The following is a 15,063-nucleotide window of genomic DNA, read 5'->3' as shown; positions in this document are numbered from 1 at the left end:
CTCACCGTTCTCGATGAGTGCGGTTAGTTATGACAACCGGCGGCCATCCACCGCCAAAATTGTTTGAATGTGCGCTTGCGCAGAGGTCTTGTATTAACCGTTCCGTTCGCCGCGATAAGGCCAAGAGGATTTATGGGTAAGAAAAATGACGGTGGCTTCGCCTTCCCTATGGAAGCTACAGATGCCACAGCCTGGAAGGATTGCAATCAGGGAATGACGCTACGCGACTACTTCGCGGCTAAGGCTATGGCAGCCATTGTGCGCAGATGGGACGGGCATTCGTTTGGTGGCGGCCCGGAATCACCACAATACAAAGAATTAGCCGAAGATGCGTATTACATTGCCGACGCAATGCTCCGCGCCCGGGAGGTATCATGACAGTCACCCACAACGGCAAGCAGTACTCCGTAAAGCGCTGCGCCCTGAACAATAACGAGTGGCGGTTAACGTCCGTCACCAATCCGCGCGAGCAGGTCACGCTGAACCGCTGGCAGATGCATATCGCTGGCCTCCTGAAACAGGTTGAGGTGAAGGCATGATCAATCATCACCTGCTGCGCGCCGCTCAGAGTAAAGCCGCTATTGCCCTGTTTATTGGTGATGGCGCCATGTGGATGGCAGCCTACGACGAAATGAAGGTTGCCATCGGTTATCCGTGGCATAGAAAAACAGCCTAATCCCCCCTATTCAACCGATCGGCCTGGCATTACGCGGGCGGGATCTGCACATCCAAATTTCAGGAGTTCAGCCATGAACGCATACCTCACTTACGACCGCATCGAAGATCGGCGTTGGGATGAACAGCAGCTCACCGACGAGAAAGAGAAGTGGATCGGCGACCGGGCGCAGCAAATCATCGACATGATGCCCAAAGAACCGTCCGGCCTCTTCCACTTCTCGGTCCCGATTCACAACACACCTTACTCCGGACTTCGCAGCGATAAAGCTGGTGAGGCCTACAACGATTTCATTTCGGCAGTTGCTTACGCCCAGGCGGAACACGACTGGGAACACCGTACCGGCTGCCCGTTTTAATTTTTGAGGGGATTAACGATGGCAAACGAATTAACAATCACAGCGAGCGCGCTGCAGGAAAAAGGCATCGACGTCGCTACCTGGAGTGCTCTGAAGAACAGCATCTATCCTGGCGCCAAAGACGAATCGGTAATGATGGCGCTTGATTATTGCCGCGCCCGTCAACTTGATCCGTTACTGAAGCCCGTTCACCTCGTGCCGATGAGCGTCAAAGACTCGAGAACAGGTAAAAGCGAATGGCGCGACGTGGTCATGCCGGGTATCGGCCTTTACCGCATTCAGGCGGACCGCTCCGGAGATTATGCCGGGGCCCGCGAACCAGAGTTCGGTCCTGACACGACGCAGACGCTTTCTGGTGTCGAGGTGACCTTTCCTCAGTGGTGCAAATACACCGTCTACAAGCGCATGCCCAGCGGCGAGATCGTCGAGTTTAGTGCAAAAGAATACTGGATTGAAAACTACGCAACCGGCGGCCGCGACACCACTGCGCCGAATGCAATGTGGAAAAAGCGCCCATACGGCCAGCTTGCGAAATGCGCAGAAGCCCAGGCGTTGCGTAAGGCATGGCCTGAGATTGGACAGCAGCCAACAGCCGAAGAAATGGAAGGCAAATCACTGGACGTTGATATCCGTGACATCACGCCTCGCAGCACTACAGAAGCGCTTCCACCAGCCGCAAGCGATGAAACCATCCAGTCCATTACCAATCTTTTGAAAGAGCTTGGTAAGGACATGGAGCAAGACTTTCTTCCTCTTTGCAGCGACATCTTCAAGCGGCAAATCCTTGAGGCGTCAGAACTCACTGAAGAAGAGGCGCTGAAAGGGTTTGGCTTCCTTCAGAAAAGGGCTAAGGCGGCAGCATGACACCCGAAATTATCCTGTCCCGCACCGGAATTGACGTAACCACTATCCAACAGGGCGATGAGGCGTGGCACAGGCTGCGCCTCGGCGTCATTACCGCCTCTGAAGTGCACAACGTCATATCCAAGCCAAGATCGGGGAAGAAGTGGACAGACATGAAAATGTCCTACTTCCACACTTTGCTCGCCGAGGTGTGCACCGGCGTAGCGCCAGAGGTGAACGCCAAAGCGTTGGCCTGGGGCAAGCAGTACGAGGAAGATGCTCGTACCCTCTTCGAGTTCACCACTGACGTCAAAGTCACGGAGTCACCGATCTTGTTCCGTGACGAGAGCATGCGCACTGCGTGCTCCCCTGACGGCCTTTGCAGTAACGATTCCGGCCTCGAATTGAAATGTCCGTTCACCTCCCGAGACTTCATGAAATTCCGCCTTGGCGGTTTCGAAGCCATCAAGTCTGCGTACATGGCCCAGGTGCAGTACAGCATGTGGGTGACCGGAAAAGAGGCCTGGTTCTTTGCCAATTACGACCCGCGCATGAAACGCGAAGGCATTCATCATGTCGTCGTTGAGCGGGATCCACAGTACATGTCCGACTTCAACGAAATGGTGCCGGAGTTCATCGAGAAGATGGACGAAGCGCTGGCTGAGATCGGCTTTACGTTTGGGGAACAGTGGAAATGAAACGCACACCCTTCTACCGCCGGCCCGGGCGTACAGGGCAATTCTCCGGCCTCCGTGAACGCGTTATCTGGATGATTCAGGCGCGCGGCCGCCCGGTAACCGGCAGCGAAATCGCCGAGAAGTTCGGCGTCACGCTCATCGAGTTTAACCGGGTAGCCAACGGCATCACCCGCGGTTCCGGACAGATAGCGCAGATAGTTGAGTCGGAGAAATGGCTCAACGAGGACGGCATCTGCGACCGGACATTCGACCTGGTCACGAAGCCAAAGGTCGTAACGCCCCAGGGTAAATCACGACTATTCACCCGGCGCGCCATAGAGCAATCGCAGGAAGGTAGACGGCAGGAGTGCATTGAACGTGCCGCCCGCCGTCGCCGCCTCATTGCTCAGGGCCTCTACATCGACGAAATGGAGTCCATCCTATGACTCACGCTCACGACGACATCAGGGTAGGCACACTGTGCCTTCCCTTCATTGGTAACGGCTGGCTAATGCCATGGGGTGAAGTGGTCAGCAATCCATTAAAGGCGCAGCGGCTCGCTGAGAAATATCGGGAAAGGCAGGAGGCAGCATGACCTATCAACTCCACGTCGGGCGCTGCGAGGACGTTCTGAAAACGCTGCCGGATAACTCAGTTGACGCCATCGTGACGGATCCTCCGTATGGTCTGAGCTTCATGAATCATAAGTGGGATTACGACGTCCCCACCGTTGAGCAGTGGCAGGAATGCCTGCGCGTCCTTAAGCCAGGCGGACACTTGCTGGCGTTTGGCGGATCACGCACCTACCACCGCCTTGTGGTTAATGCAGAGGATGCCGGTTTCGAAATCCGCGACCAAATTCTCTGGATTTACGGCAGCGGCTTCCCCAAGTCGCATAACCTAGATGGTGATTTTGATGGCTGGGGAACGGCTCTGAAGCCTGCGCACGAACCGATCGTCATGGCTCGCAAGCCATTCAAAAAAACGGTGTCAGCGAACATGGCTGAGCACGGTACCGGGGCAATCAATATCAATGCATGCCGCATCCCTACCGACGAGGCGCTAAATGGCGGTGCTGGCGGTCTGCTTTCCCACCAGCGTGATGGTACTGAACCTGTTGCCGATTACGAGCAGGCACCAGAGGGTCGCTGGCCGGCAAACATAATTCACGATGGAAGCGATGCTGTAGTGTCAGCGTTTCCGGATGCGAAAGGCCAGCAAGGAGCGCTTACCGGAAATGAGCCCAGCTCGAAAATGGGAGCGGCGAATTGCTACGGGCAAATGGACCGGCGGCACGAATCAATTCCACGTATCGATAGCAGCAAGAGCGCCGCCCGCTTCTTCTACTGCGCCAAGGTCAAGCCGAAAGAGCGCGATGAAGGCCTCGAGAGATTTATAGCGACATCAGCCAGCGACATGACCGGCGGCCGAAAAGAAGGAAGCGTCGGCATTAACGACCCGCGCGCCGGTGCCGGGCGTACCAGTGGCGCGAAGAACAATCACCCCACCGTTAAGCCGATCGCCCTGATGAGCTATCTCTGCAGGCTGATTACCCCACCTGGCGGTACCGTGATTGATCCGTGGATGGGAAGCGGGAGCACAGGCCGGGCAGCTATAGAGGAAGGTTTCAACTTCATCGGCATCGACCTGAACCCGGATTACGTAACCATTGCATCTGCTCGAATTGCTCACTCCTTCAAAAAGACGACGGAGGCCGCATGACACCAGCAAATGAAAACGCCATCCGCGCCGCCTGCCGCCGCTACACCGAGGAAATTCAGCAGGCCATGCGCAAGAAGCCAAAGCCTAACTGGAACGAAACGGTGCCTCCCATCATCAACAAGCATCACAAGAAAATTGAAGCTCTGGGAGTTAGCCTCCTGGAGTTCGTCGTCAAAACTGGCCGCCTTAACGGGCGGTTTGGAGCCGAACAATGATTCGCCGACAATTCGAAACATCAACCCGATTTCTGCTTGATACCGCCTTTCACCGACTTGAAATAATCCGTGATGAAGGTCTCTACCGCCACCTGCGCATGAAGCAGCCCGGCACGTCCTGTTATTACTTCGACATTATTACCTGGCCGGGATATCTCACTGTCACCGGCGACATGGGAACCTGGACATTCTCCCGTATCGCGGACATGTTCGACTTTTTCGGTCCATGGCAAGACGGTATTAACACCGGTTACTGGTCCGAAAAGCTGGAGGCTGGCGCTGGCTATTCAGCCTGTGAGCTATTGGCGAAAGAGTACGATCATGATGCTTTTTGCCGGAGCCTGAAGGAATCAATGAGCGAATATCTGGAAGATGCTCCAGAAGACCAGCAGGAAGACGAAGACTGGGATGATGAAGACGATACTCCAGACAGTGATAAAGCCAAGGTCCGTGAGGTAGTCCGTGAATTATGCCGCGGTGGGTTTAGCAATGATTGGGAAGCATACCAGGCAGTTTATAACGCTGACTGGCCAGAAAGGTGGAGTGCGTGGGATGTCTGCGATGGGTTGACGTTCAAAACCTACACCAGCCACTTCCGCTGGATCCTTTTTGCCATCACTTGGGCGATCTCCAAATACCACAACACGAAGATGGTCGATAAGTCGATGGCTACCTTCCTCGCAGTGAAAGGGTTACCAGCATGAACAGAGCCGCACCCGTTGATTTGAGGAAAAGCCTCGAAATCGCCAACCACCTGGCGCACATCGGGATTCGCTTTGTGCCGATCCCGGTGGCGACCGAGGAAGAATTCCAGACGCTGGCCGCCGATTTATCGCGACGGCTTGAGCAGATGGCGGTCGAAGCCGAAAAGAATGAAGGCGGTACAGCATGACCAAATACGCGAAACTGGATAGCGAGGTGTTAAGCGCAATCGGCGCTCGGCCAACCTCATTTTCTGAACTATTTAGCCCTTCCGTCAGACAGGAGTGCCTCGTCATTGCTGAAGCAGAAGGAAAGCACCCGATGGACGTCTTCCGCATTCTTGACCGCCGGCTCCAGTCGCTCAGGAAGCTTGGCGTCATCCAGCACGTCAAAGGTAAAGGATGGATACAGCCATGAAGAAACAATTCACAAGGTCGCTATCGCGGCCTTTTTTATTGCTGGCGTTCACATTCAACCGAATTAACCGACAGTTCCGGGAGCATTGACCATGGACATCATCGATACCGCAGCAGAGATTGAAGAGCTTCAGCGTAACGCTGCCCTTTCCGCTCACCGGCTCAACCGCAATGCAGTATCAGCTGAGCATTGCGCAGAGTGCGGGGAAGACATACCGGCGCCTCGACGCGCTGCCGTTCCCGGCTGCCAGACATGCGCTGAGTGCCAGGGCGTTATCGAATTGAGGAATAAGCAGAGGGGGATCCAGTGAAAGAGCGCGGAATGATTTTTAACGGCGAGATGGTGCGCGCCATTCTCGACGGCGGCAAGACGCAGACGCGGCGGCCAGTGAAGGTCCCACACATTGATAGAGATGCAATGTGCGAATTATCTGGCAATGAATTGGCTGGTGAGTTATCGGCGGGAAATTACAGAAGCAGCCCACACGGTAAACCAGGCGATCGTATCTGGGTGCGGGAGACTTGGGCACGCTACAACATCGACCAGGATAGCCACGATATGGCTTACCGAGCTACGCCACCTGGAGATTGGCCGGAAGAAGGAAGATGGCGTCCATCAATTCACATGCCGCGCTGGGCCAGTCGCCTAATGCTGGAAATTACCGGTGTGCGAGTTGAGCGATTGCAGGCCATTACCCTTGGGGATATCTGTAAGGAAATCGGCTGTGGTCTTTACGACTTCCGCCCTGCTACTTATGGCTTTCAGGTGTGGGAAGAACTGTGGAAGTCCATCTACGGCGAAGAAAACTGGCAGGCCAACCCCTGGGTCTGGGTAATCGAATTTAAGGTGGTTCCTAATGTTCCAGCTAATTCAACGGGGTCAGATTTACGCTGACCAGCACGGCTGGCCCGTCATCATCCACAGTTGCACTTCACAGATAGTCCGCTACTGGCGACAGGGTCGGATCAACACCGCTTCAATCGAACGATTCAACAATGACTTTGAGCACCTCGATCACCGTGAGGCGGCGCAGATACGCGCCGAATTGGAGACGAGCGAGCACATTAAATCACTGCGTGCCCAGCGCGCGGCATGAGGACATCAATGAAGACCATTCAGGACATACGAACGCAGCTATCTACCCTTGTCACCGAGGCGCACAAAGTAGCGTGTGCCCTCGACATTGGTGACGAGCGAACCGAGGCTTTCGAGCTATACGAAGCGCTTCGTCGGCTTCAGCGCCAGGGTGCCGCCGGAGAGATTCTCTCAGCAACTAACCCCCTTCTCGCCTCGCCATATTACGACGAGGACTGGGACGAAGATGAAGACGACTGACGCAACTTATAGCCAGTTATGAGCTGGCTATTGGGTGCGAAAGCACTGCTCCGTTATCCCTTTTGCCCGGCCCCGCGCCGGGCTTCTTTTTGGGAGTTAACCATGCAATCAAATCCCATGACCTGGCTCATCGCCGCACTTATGGCGCTGGGCGCTCTCATCTCATTTCTTCACGAACCGGAAGGTGTGCAATGGCTGCTTTTAATGTGGGCGCATTAGTCCAGAAGAAGACCGGCGGCATTCATGGCGTGGTGGATAGCCTGCAGGATCCTGACGGCGACCATCCCCATTACTGGGTGCGGTGGGACGACAGAGATTATTCAGTGCATCTGGAAAAAGAATTACGCGCGGCCACAATCGATGGGCCACGCCTTTATAAAGAAATGGCGTAAGGAGATCACAATGACCGATACCAGCCTGATTCCCGAAAAAGAAGTGATGAACAAGCTTGGGGTTTCATCACGCCAGACCATCTGGAACTACACCAACCGGCACGGTTTTCCCAAGCCAGTCAGGACCCACCCGAAAGCGTACCTGCGGGAAGCTGTTGATGGCTGGATCCTCAATGGCGGCGTTAACCAGAAATGTTCCTGATGTGCCAGAAAAGCTTATCAGCGTGAAGCTCATACGCTTTGCGCTGAGCCTCTATCCAGTCATGTTTGTTGTACACAGCCATTACCCCGCCAAGTTCATGCCCGAGCATCCTCTCAGTAACATGAGGCTCGACATCCATCTCTGACAGCCTTGTTACCAGCGTCCTCCTGAAGTCGTGGGTTCGCCAGTAGCCAAGGTCCATCCCTCCCCTTATTCGATTTACGAATCGGTTGGCGGCAGCGATGCTGATCGGTTCGTTTATGTCCTCCCCGGGGAAAAGTACATCATTGTAAGTTGTCATGGCCTTTTCAAGGAAAGGCTGAATCTGTTCGAAGATGGGACGCCGGATAACGTTGCCCATTTTGCTGTGCTCTTTCGGCACGGTCCAGACCATATCATGCAGATCAAACTCGGCTTTGGTGGCCAGTCGAAGCTCAGATAGCCTTGCCCCCCACAGCATTAGCATCTGGTGAAGAAGCTTATTTGAGGTAGACGCCCGGCTTCTTTCAATAGCCATCCAAATCTGAGCCAGCTCGTTATATGACAGAACTCGGTCGCCCACAGCAGCCCTGGAGCCGAAATCTCTTGGCTGGATGCTCATAATTGCGCAGCTATCTATCACCTGACGCCGCATGCACCAGCTTATCGCAGATCTTAGCTGGCTGAGCACTTGGCGTGCACGTCTCGGGTTGTCCCTTTCCTCTTCTGTGAGGAGGTCCACCCACTGCTTAACTGTGATGGAGGATGCCGGTCTATTAGGGAACGCGTCATGCATCCGCTTCATAACCGTTGATCGGTATAGTGCCTGGGTCTTTTCTCTGAGTGTCGTAGAGACGTAATTGTCGAACCAGTAGTCGAGGCATTGGGCGACCGTCAGGGAGTTCTGCGTCTTCTCCTCAAAGTAGGAGCGCGGATCTGTGCCGGAGAAATAAAGGTTTCGTAAATCAGATGTGATCTGCCTGGCATCCTTTAACGACACCGAAGGGTAGCGGCCAATGCCGAGACGATGAGGTTTACCATGCCAGCGATACCGGTACTGGAACTGGATGACCCCCTTTGGAGAAATGCGCACGCTGAGGCCATCAGCATCAGCCACTTCTTGTGGACCCGAATATGGTTTACCATGAATGGTACGCAGTTTTGTGTCGCTGATAGCCATAAATAATATTTGGTACGCTCAGAAATAGTGGTTTGGTACACTTCTGGTACGCAATATCACATGGACATCAAGACACAGTAAACAACTATATTTAACGTTCGTGGACAAACTCAGGTGAGAAAAGGGTTGTTTTTCGAGTGATAACAGGCAGTTAATTAACTATTGTGGACAATCTTAAACAATGGCAGACACAGATAAACAACCTACCTTCCTATTCCACGACTACGAAACCTTTGGCACCCACCCGGCGCTGGATAGACCGGCACAGTTTGCGGCCATCCGTACCGACGACGAATTCAACATCATTGGCGAGCCTGAGGTCTTTTACTGTAAGCCGGCCGATGACTACCTGCCCCAGCCCGGCGCGGTAATGGTCACCGGGATCACCCCACAGGAAGCCCGGGACAAAGGCGTGAACGAGGCCGCATTCGCCCGGCGCATTCACGACCTCTTCACCGTCCCGAATACCTGCGTGGTCGGTTACAACAACATCCGTTTCGATGACGAAGTGACGCGCAATATCTTCTACCGCAACTTCTACGATCCTTATGCCTGGAGCTGGCAGAACCGCAACTCGCGCTGGGATTTGCTCGACATTATGCGTGCCTGCTATGCGCTGCGCCCGGAAGGCATCAACTGGCCTGAGAATGATGAAGGGCTGCCGAGCTTCAGACTGGAACACCTGACGCGCGCAAACGGTATTGAGCACAGCAATGCCCACGATGCGATGGCCGATGTCTACGCCACCATTGCTATGGCAAAGCTGGTGAAAACCGCTCAGCCGCGGCTGTTTGACTATCTGCTGAGCCACCGCAGCAAGCAGAAACTCACCACACTGATTGATGTGCCGCAGATGAAACCGCTGGTACATATCTCCGGTATGTTTGGCGCCTGGCGCGGCAATACCAGTTGGGTCGCACCGCTGGCCTGGCATCCGGATAACCGTAATGCCGTGATTATGGTGGATTTAGCCGGTGATATTACACCGCTGCTCGATCTCGACAGCGATACGCTGCGCGAACGGCTCTACACCCCAAAAGATGAACTCGGCGATCTGCCCGCGGTGCCGGTCAAACTGGTCCATATCAATAAATGTCCGGTCCTGGCCCAGGCCAATACTCTGCGCGCGGAGGATGCAGACAGGCTGGGGATTAACCGTCAGCGTTGCCTGGATAACCTCAAGGTGCTGCGTGAAAACCCGCAGGTACGTGAGAAAGTGGTGGCGATCTTTGCCGAAGCCGAACCCTTTGTTCCGTCAGACAACGTCGATGCGCAGCTGTACAACGGATTTTTCAGCGACGCAGACCGTGCGGCAATGAATATTGTTCTGCAAACCGAACCGCGTAACTTACCCGCACTGGATATTACCTTCGCGGACGCACGTATCGAAAAACTGATGTTTAATTACCGCGCGCGCAACTATCCTGGCACGCTGGATGAAACCGAACAGGCGCGCTGGCTTCAGCATCGTCGTCATGTGTTTACACCAGAATTTCTGCAGAGCTACGCGCAGGAGCTGGAGATGCTGTATAGCCAGTATGAAGGAAATGCTGAAAAGCAGGCGCTGTTAAAAGCGCTGTATCAGTATGCGCAGGAGATCGTCTGACAGATTTTGGGCGAAAAAAAAACCGGAGGCGATGGTCTCCGGTTTTTTTTTACTTAACTCTTACGCAACGTCTTCGTACTGAGGAACCGGGTTACGGAAGCTCTTCGTGACGCACGCCAGGTAAACCAGGCCGATACCCGCCCAAATCAGGCCAAGCACCATGGAACTCTCTTCCAGGTTAACCCACAGCGCACCCACGGTCAGCGCACCACACATCGGCAGGAACAGATACTGGAAGTGATCTTTCAGCGTTTTATTACGCTTTTCACGGATCCAGAACTGAGAAATAACCGACAGGTTAACAAAGGTGAACGCCACCAGCGCACCGAAGTTAATCAGCGCAGTTGCCATCACCAGGTCAAAGTTAATCGCCAGCAGAGCAATAGCGCCGACCAGGATGATGTTCATCGCCGGCGTACGCCAGGTTGGGTGAACGTAGCCGAAGAAGCTTTTCGGGAATACGCCGTCACGACCCATTACGTACATCAGACGTGCAACGCCTGCGTGCGCGGCCATGCCGGATGCCAGTACCGTGATGGTGGAGAAGATCAACGCGCCAACCTGGAACGCTTTACCCGCCACGTAGAGCATAATTTCTGGCTGAGAGGCATCCGGATCCTTAAAGCGAGAGATATCCGGGAAGTACAGCTGCAGGAAGTAGGTCGCAAAGATAAAGATCAGACCACCAATCAGCGCCGTCAGGAAGATAGCACGCGGGATAACACGCTCTGCGTCCTTGGTCTCTTCAGACAGGTTGCTGATGCCGTCAAAACCGGTAAAGGAGAAGCACAGAATGGTTGCCCCGGTAATCATCGGGATCACATGCGCATCACCAGACCAAAACGGCTTGCTGCTCGCCAGGGTACCTGCACCTTCACCGTGGAAGACACCAAAGATAACCATGCCCAGAATCACGGCAATCAGGATGACCTGAAGCACAACAATAACGGAGTTAAAGTTCGCAACGGACTTGATGCTGCGCAGGTTAAACGCCGTCATAAAGGCCACCAGCGCCACGACGAACATCCACGAAGGGATCGACGGCACCAGTGCTTCAAAATAAATTTTAGCCAGCAGAATGTTGATCATCGGCGCGAACAGATAGTCGAGCAGCGAAGACCAGCCCACCATAAAGCCAACGGTCGGGCTGATGGATTTCTGGGCATAGGTGTAGGCGGAACCGGCAGACGGATAGCGACGGACCAGTTTACCGTAGCTCAGCGCGGTAAAGAGGATCGCAATCAGTGCGAAGGCGTAAGCCGTCGGCACATGACCGTCTGTGAGGCCTGATACGATACCGAATGTATCGAACAGCGTCATTGGCTGCATATAGGCAAGGCCCATCATAACAACCGGAACTAACGTAAGGGTTTTACGTAATTCCACGCGAGAGGTGTTTGGAGTTGCGTTATGCGACATAGTTATTCTCCTTTACGGTGATAACCGCCACGTAAGCGAAAAATTGCCCCATTTCTGTATTCCTCAGCGACAACAACTGTCGGATTTTAGTAAATATCTATCCGGTACGAAGCCCGGCCTCTTGGTTTTTAGTTTCGTTTCATACGTGCAAAAAAAAATAACCGACGCCTTTTATATCGTCGATTATTCATTTGGTTGCAGCGGCGCATTTTGCCCCACATCGGATACAAAAGGCAATACTTTGCAACGCCCGGGGCGATTTTCTTTTTTCTAACTGGCTGATTTCTCGACGCTGCTTTGCGAGTAAACGGCAGCAATAGCACTATTTGCTAAAATTTCGTCCCGCCACCAGGCACTTGCCAGCCCCGCAGTTTGTTCATTCCAGCCGACCCACACCGATTCATTGCTGCTTTGTGCAAGCACCTGTTTTTCAACAAGCGCACCGCTGTCTAAAAACCGCTGTGCCAGATAGCGGGGTAAATAGCCGCACCCCAGGCCACTGATTTGCAGCTCCAGCTTGGTTTTATAGTCGAACACCGTGATCGCCTCCTGCTCATCAAGCAACTGCGTGGAGGCCGCACAGTCGGGACGCGAGCTGTCACCGACCACAATGGCGCGGTAGCCTTTAATCGTGCGCCGGTTAAGGGGTTCCGGCTCCTGCGCGAGCGGATGGTGTGGCGCGACGGCGAAAACCTGCTCCAGCACACCCAGCCGGGCGAAACCGAAATCGCTTAACTGGGGCGGTTCATGCAGCGCACCGACAAAAATATCGGCCCTGCCCTGAGTTAAGGCATCCCATGAATCGCCCAGCACGCCATTAATGAAGATTAATCGGGTTACGCTGTGGTGCTGATAGAACGCCTCAATCAGCGGCGTCAGAAGAGAAAACGGAAAAGTATCATCAACGCCGATGACCAGTTCGTTCTCCCATCCCTGGTGCAGTTTGACGGCCTGTTTTTCCAGTTCGCGAACGGTATGCAGGACGTCGCGCCCCTTCTCCAGCAGCATCTGCCCGGTACGGGTAAAACGGGCGCGGTGACCAGAGCGATCGAGGATCTGGATATTAAGATCGCTTTCCAGTTTATGAACGGTATAGCTCAGCGCCGACGGGGTTTTGAAGAGCTTTGCCGAAGCAGCGGCAAAGCTCCCCTCTTTTTCCAGTGCATCCAGAATAATAAGAACATCCAGCAGCGGTTTCATGTTCGCCCCCTTCCGGTGTGCGATCGTTTCCGCTGAGAAACTTATTCCATCGGCATCACCAGCGGATCGGGATATTGATACTCAAACCCCAGCTCATGACAAATGCGATTGCCATCAACAATTTTGCCTTTACTTTCGTCCTTTGCTTCACCAAAAACAGGCGGAACCAGACCCAGCTGGCGTGCCATCAGCGGGTAAAACGTGCTACGCGCTGGATGAGAAGGCGCACATATATTATAGATGTGCCCACCTTTTGGAGCCTGTAAGAGTAGTTCTATTGCGGCAATTACGTCATCAAGATGCACAAGATTGACGCCATGTTGTCCGTCTGGCGCGGATTTTCCCGCGAAGAAGCGCCCTGGATGTCGTCCGGGGCCAACCAGACCTGCCAGCCGTACGATATCGACCTGGGTGCCGGGAAGATGATGCAGCCAGTCTTCCAGCTCTTTCAGCACTTTACCGCTCGCGGTAACGGGATGACGCTCAGAGGTCTCTTTCACCACGCCGTCAACATCGCCGTAGACCGAGGTTGAGCTGGTAAAAATAATGCGTGGGACGTGATGCGCCAGCGCGCTGTCGACAATCTCCTGCATCGCCTGCAGATAAAATGATTCGCCCGGGCCACTGCGCCGTGCCGGTAACGTAATCACCAGCGCATCAACGTTCATCAGCGTATCCAGATCGTCAGCATCACACACCAGTTCAGGTTCCAGACGCAGCTCGACGCCGTCAATACCGCACATGCGCGCCGCTTCTACCCCATCCGCCGTGGTTTTGCTTCCGGTCACCTGCCAGCCTTTTGCGGCCAATGACATCGCCAGCGGCATTCCCAGCCAACCTAAACCGACAATCGCGACCTTTTTCATGCGAATTCTCCTGACTTTTACTCGTCTTTCTTAAGGCTACGCCAGCCCGACAGAACACACAATTCATAGCGTCAATATGAAATGAATTAATGATCAAAAAAAGCCCTTGCAATCAGTCATACAACTGGTTTAGGTTAAAAGACATCAAATGAATAAGCATTCATCGAGAATTTTATGACACGCGTTCAATTTAAACACCACCATCATCACCATCATCCTGACTAGTCTTTCAGGCGATGTGTGCTGGAAGACGTTTGGATCTTCCAGTGGTGCATGAACGCATAAAAAAGCCCCCGGAAGATCTTCTTCCGGGGGCTTTTTTTTGGACCAAATTCAGACAGGTTAAAACAGGTTAACGAGGAAAACAGAATGTTAGATAACTCACGTTTACGCATAGCTATTCAAAAATCAGGCCGTTTGAGTGATGATTCACGCGAACTGCTCGCCCGCTGCGGGATTAAAATCAACCTGCACACCCAGCGCCTGATTGCCCTGGCTGAAAATATGCCCATCGACATTCTGCGCGTGCGTGATGACGATATTCCCGGCCTCGTGATGGATGGCGTTGTTGACCTCGGCATCATCGGTGAAAACGTGCTGGAAGAAGAGCTCCTGACCCGCCGTGCCCAGGGTGAAGATCCACGCTATTTTACCCTGCGTCGTCTGGACTTCGGCGGCTGCCGCCTGTCGCTGGCCACGCCTGTCGATGAAGCCTGGGACGGCCCGGCCGCGCTGAACGGCAAACGTATCGCCACCTCCTACCCTCACCTGTTAAAACGTTACCTGGATCAGAAAGGCGTGCAGTTTAAATCCTGCCTGCTGAACGGCTCTGTTGAGGTGGCGCCGCGCGCGGGTCTGGCTGACGCCATCTGTGACCTCGTCTCTACGGGCGCCACGCTGGAAGCGAACGGTCTGCGCGAAGTGGAAGTGATTTACCGCTCCAAAGCGTGCCTTATCCAGCGCGACGGCGAAATGGCCGATGCGAAACAGCAGTTGATCGACAAACTGCTGACCCGTATTCAGGGCGTGATTCAGGCCCGTGAATCGAAATACATCATGATGCACGCGCCAACCGAACGTCTTGATGAGGTCATTGCCCTGCTGCCAGGCGCAGAGCGCCCGACCATCCTGCCTCTGGCCGGTGACCAGCAGCGCGTCGCCATGCACATGGTCAGTAGCGAAACCCTGTTCTGGGAGACCATGGAAAAACTGAAGGCGCTGGGCGCAAGCTCAATTCTGGTGCTGCCAATTGAGAAGATGATGGAGTGATGGCC

27 protein-coding genes and 1 other annotated feature are annotated in these 15,063 nt (G+C 54.1%); of the genes, 22 read left to right on the top strand and 5 right to left on the bottom strand.

Going from position 1 to position 15,063, the window contains the following annotated elements; all coding sequences use genetic code 11:
- Positions 1–132: 132 nt before the first annotated feature.
- The 19 genes from AM410_RS15555 to AM410_RS15470 all read left to right on the top strand — a co-directional run bounded on the left by AM410_RS15555 (position 133) and on the right by AM410_RS15470 (position 7,539).
- Positions 133–378, top strand: a complete 246-nt coding sequence (locus AM410_RS15555; RefSeq protein WP_236900068.1) for a hypothetical protein — start codon at positions 133–135, stop codon at positions 376–378.
- Positions 375–539, top strand: a complete 165-nt coding sequence (locus AM410_RS23980) for a hypothetical protein (RefSeq protein ID WP_181012745.1) — start codon at positions 375–377, stop codon at positions 537–539. Before AM410_RS15555 ends, AM410_RS23980 begins: the two co-directional genes overlap by 4 nt.
- Positions 536–676 carry a host cell division inhibitory peptide Kil gene (kil, locus tag AM410_RS15550; protein ID WP_023327239.1) on the top strand — a complete coding sequence of 47 codons (141 nt, stop codon included), beginning with the start codon at positions 536–538 and terminating at the stop codon, positions 674–676. Before AM410_RS23980 ends, kil begins: the two co-directional genes overlap by 4 nt.
- A 73-nt stretch (positions 677–749) precedes the next feature.
- The gene (gene gamL / locus AM410_RS15545; protein ID WP_108648050.1) at positions 750–1,034 is read left to right on the top strand and encodes a host nuclease inhibitor GamL; all 285 of its coding nucleotides are present in this window, start codon (positions 750–752) and stop codon (positions 1,032–1,034) included.
- Positions 1,035–1,052: 18 nt separating this feature from the next.
- Complete coding sequence (bet, locus tag AM410_RS15540; protein WP_108648048.1) at positions 1,053–1,898, top strand: phage recombination protein Bet; 846 nt, start codon at positions 1,053–1,055, stop codon at positions 1,896–1,898.
- Entirely contained in the window at positions 1,895–2,575 is a 681-nt protein-coding gene (locus tag AM410_RS15535) for a lambda exonuclease family protein (protein ID WP_108648047.1), read from the top strand. Before bet ends, AM410_RS15535 begins: the two co-directional genes overlap by 4 nt.
- Positions 2,572–3,000, top strand: coding sequence for a regulator (locus tag AM410_RS15530; protein ID WP_108648045.1), 429 nt, complete (start codon positions 2,572–2,574; stop codon positions 2,998–3,000). The genes AM410_RS15535 and AM410_RS15530 overlap by 4 nt, the downstream gene beginning before the upstream one ends.
- The gene (locus tag AM410_RS15525; RefSeq protein WP_108648043.1) at positions 2,997–3,149 is read left to right on the top strand and encodes a DUF1317 family protein; all 153 of its coding nucleotides are present in this window, start codon (positions 2,997–2,999) and stop codon (positions 3,147–3,149) included. The genes AM410_RS15530 and AM410_RS15525 overlap by 4 nt, the downstream gene beginning before the upstream one ends.
- On the top strand, positions 3,146–4,276 hold the full coding sequence (locus tag AM410_RS15520; protein ID WP_108648042.1) for a DNA-methyltransferase: 1,131 nt from the start codon (positions 3,146–3,148) through the stop codon (positions 4,274–4,276). The genes AM410_RS15525 and AM410_RS15520 overlap by 4 nt, the downstream gene beginning before the upstream one ends.
- Positions 4,273–4,491 (top strand): hypothetical protein, encoded by a 219-nt coding sequence (locus AM410_RS15515; protein WP_108648040.1) that lies wholly within the window; start codon positions 4,273–4,275, stop codon positions 4,489–4,491. Before AM410_RS15520 ends, AM410_RS15515 begins: the two co-directional genes overlap by 4 nt.
- Positions 4,488–5,195, top strand: a complete 708-nt coding sequence (locus tag AM410_RS15510) for a hypothetical protein (protein WP_108648038.1) — start codon at positions 4,488–4,490, stop codon at positions 5,193–5,195. Before AM410_RS15515 ends, AM410_RS15510 begins: the two co-directional genes overlap by 4 nt.
- Positions 5,192–5,383, top strand: a complete 192-nt coding sequence (locus AM410_RS15505) for a DUF1382 family protein (RefSeq protein ID WP_108648037.1) — start codon at positions 5,192–5,194, stop codon at positions 5,381–5,383. Before AM410_RS15510 ends, AM410_RS15505 begins: the two co-directional genes overlap by 4 nt.
- Positions 5,380–5,610, top strand: a complete 231-nt coding sequence (locus tag AM410_RS15500; protein ID WP_108648035.1) for a hypothetical protein — start codon at positions 5,380–5,382, stop codon at positions 5,608–5,610. The genes AM410_RS15505 and AM410_RS15500 overlap by 4 nt, the downstream gene beginning before the upstream one ends.
- A gap of 91 nt (positions 5,611–5,701) precedes the next feature.
- On the top strand, positions 5,702–5,920 hold the full coding sequence (locus AM410_RS15495; protein WP_108648033.1) for a TraR/DksA family transcriptional regulator: 219 nt from the start codon (positions 5,702–5,704) through the stop codon (positions 5,918–5,920).
- Positions 5,917–6,504, top strand: coding sequence for a hypothetical protein (locus AM410_RS15490; RefSeq protein WP_236900067.1), 588 nt, complete (start codon positions 5,917–5,919; stop codon positions 6,502–6,504). The genes AM410_RS15495 and AM410_RS15490 overlap by 4 nt, the downstream gene beginning before the upstream one ends.
- The gene (locus tag AM410_RS15485) at positions 6,467–6,706 is read left to right on the top strand and encodes a DUF4222 domain-containing protein (protein ID WP_108648031.1); all 240 of its coding nucleotides are present in this window, start codon (positions 6,467–6,469) and stop codon (positions 6,704–6,706) included. Before AM410_RS15490 ends, AM410_RS15485 begins: the two co-directional genes overlap by 38 nt.
- Positions 6,707–6,714: 8 nt before the next feature.
- A complete protein-coding gene (locus AM410_RS15480; protein WP_108648030.1) occupies positions 6,715–6,945 on the top strand; it encodes a hypothetical protein in 231 nt (76 codons plus the stop codon).
- A 191-nt stretch (positions 6,946–7,136) separates the two neighbouring features.
- Complete coding sequence (locus AM410_RS15475; RefSeq protein WP_108648028.1) at positions 7,137–7,337, top strand: hypothetical protein; 201 nt, start codon at positions 7,137–7,139, stop codon at positions 7,335–7,337.
- A gap of 10 nt (positions 7,338–7,347) precedes the next feature.
- Positions 7,348–7,539, top strand: a complete 192-nt coding sequence (locus AM410_RS15470; RefSeq protein WP_028018495.1) for a helix-turn-helix transcriptional regulator — start codon at positions 7,348–7,350, stop codon at positions 7,537–7,539.
- On the opposite strand, the gene AM410_RS15465 is transcribed toward AM410_RS15470, so the two are convergent.
- Entirely contained in the window at positions 7,520–8,698 is a 1,179-nt protein-coding gene (locus AM410_RS15465) for a tyrosine-type recombinase/integrase (RefSeq protein WP_108648027.1), read from the bottom strand. The two genes, AM410_RS15470 and AM410_RS15465, sit on opposite strands and share 20 nt — an antisense overlap.
- Positions 8,699–8,879: 181 nt before the next feature.
- Here AM410_RS15465 and sbcB point away from each other — a divergent pair, with 181 nt between their 5' ends.
- Positions 8,880–10,304, top strand: coding sequence for an exodeoxyribonuclease I (gene sbcB / locus AM410_RS15460; protein ID WP_108648025.1), 1,425 nt, complete (start codon positions 8,880–8,882; stop codon positions 10,302–10,304).
- Between the two features lie 60 nt (positions 10,305–10,364).
- Here sbcB and plaP read toward each other — a convergent pair whose 3' ends face one another.
- From plaP to AM410_RS15440, 4 genes are all read right to left on the bottom strand, one after another.
- Positions 10,365–11,723: a putrescine/proton symporter PlaP gene (gene plaP / locus AM410_RS15455; RefSeq protein WP_014170786.1), complete on the bottom strand. Its 1,359-nt coding sequence runs from the start codon at positions 11,721–11,723 to the stop codon at positions 10,365–10,367.
- Entirely contained in the window at positions 11,713–11,775 is a 63-nt protein-coding gene (gene yoeI, locus AM410_RS15450) for a membrane protein YoeI (RefSeq protein WP_099458931.1), read from the bottom strand. Before yoeI ends, plaP begins: the two co-directional genes overlap by 11 nt.
- 218 nt (positions 11,776–11,993) lie before the next feature.
- A complete protein-coding gene (locus AM410_RS15445; RefSeq protein WP_014170787.1) occupies positions 11,994–12,923 on the bottom strand; it encodes a LysR substrate-binding domain-containing protein in 930 nt (309 codons plus the stop codon).
- 41 nt (positions 12,924–12,964) lie between these two features.
- Entirely contained in the window at positions 12,965–13,789 is an 825-nt protein-coding gene (locus AM410_RS15440; RefSeq protein ID WP_014170788.1) for an SDR family oxidoreductase, read from the bottom strand.
- Positions 13,790–13,963: 174 nt separating this feature from the next.
- Between AM410_RS15440 and hisL the strand changes: the two genes are divergently transcribed.
- Both hisL and hisG read left to right on the top strand, forming a co-directional pair.
- Complete coding sequence (hisL, locus tag AM410_RS15435; protein ID WP_001364200.1) at positions 13,964–14,014, top strand: his operon leader peptide; 51 nt, start codon at positions 13,964–13,966, stop codon at positions 14,012–14,014.
- Positions 13,990–14,113, top strand: a sequence feature (His leader region). (Overlaps the previous gene by 25 nt.)
- A 45-nt stretch (positions 14,114–14,158) precedes the next feature.
- Positions 14,159–15,058: an ATP phosphoribosyltransferase gene (hisG, locus tag AM410_RS15430; RefSeq protein ID WP_000886595.1), complete on the top strand. Its 900-nt coding sequence runs from the start codon at positions 14,159–14,161 to the stop codon at positions 15,056–15,058.
- The last annotated feature ends 5 nt before the right edge of the window (positions 15,059–15,063 follow it).

The organism is Enterobacter cloacae complex sp. FDA-CDC-AR_0164 (genome assembly GCF_003071645.1).
Taxonomy (GTDB): domain Bacteria; phylum Pseudomonadota; class Gammaproteobacteria; order Enterobacterales; family Enterobacteriaceae; genus Enterobacter; species Enterobacter ludwigii.
The sequence above is the reverse complement of the archived record's forward strand: the minus strand, read 5'-3'. Positions and strand labels throughout refer to the sequence as shown.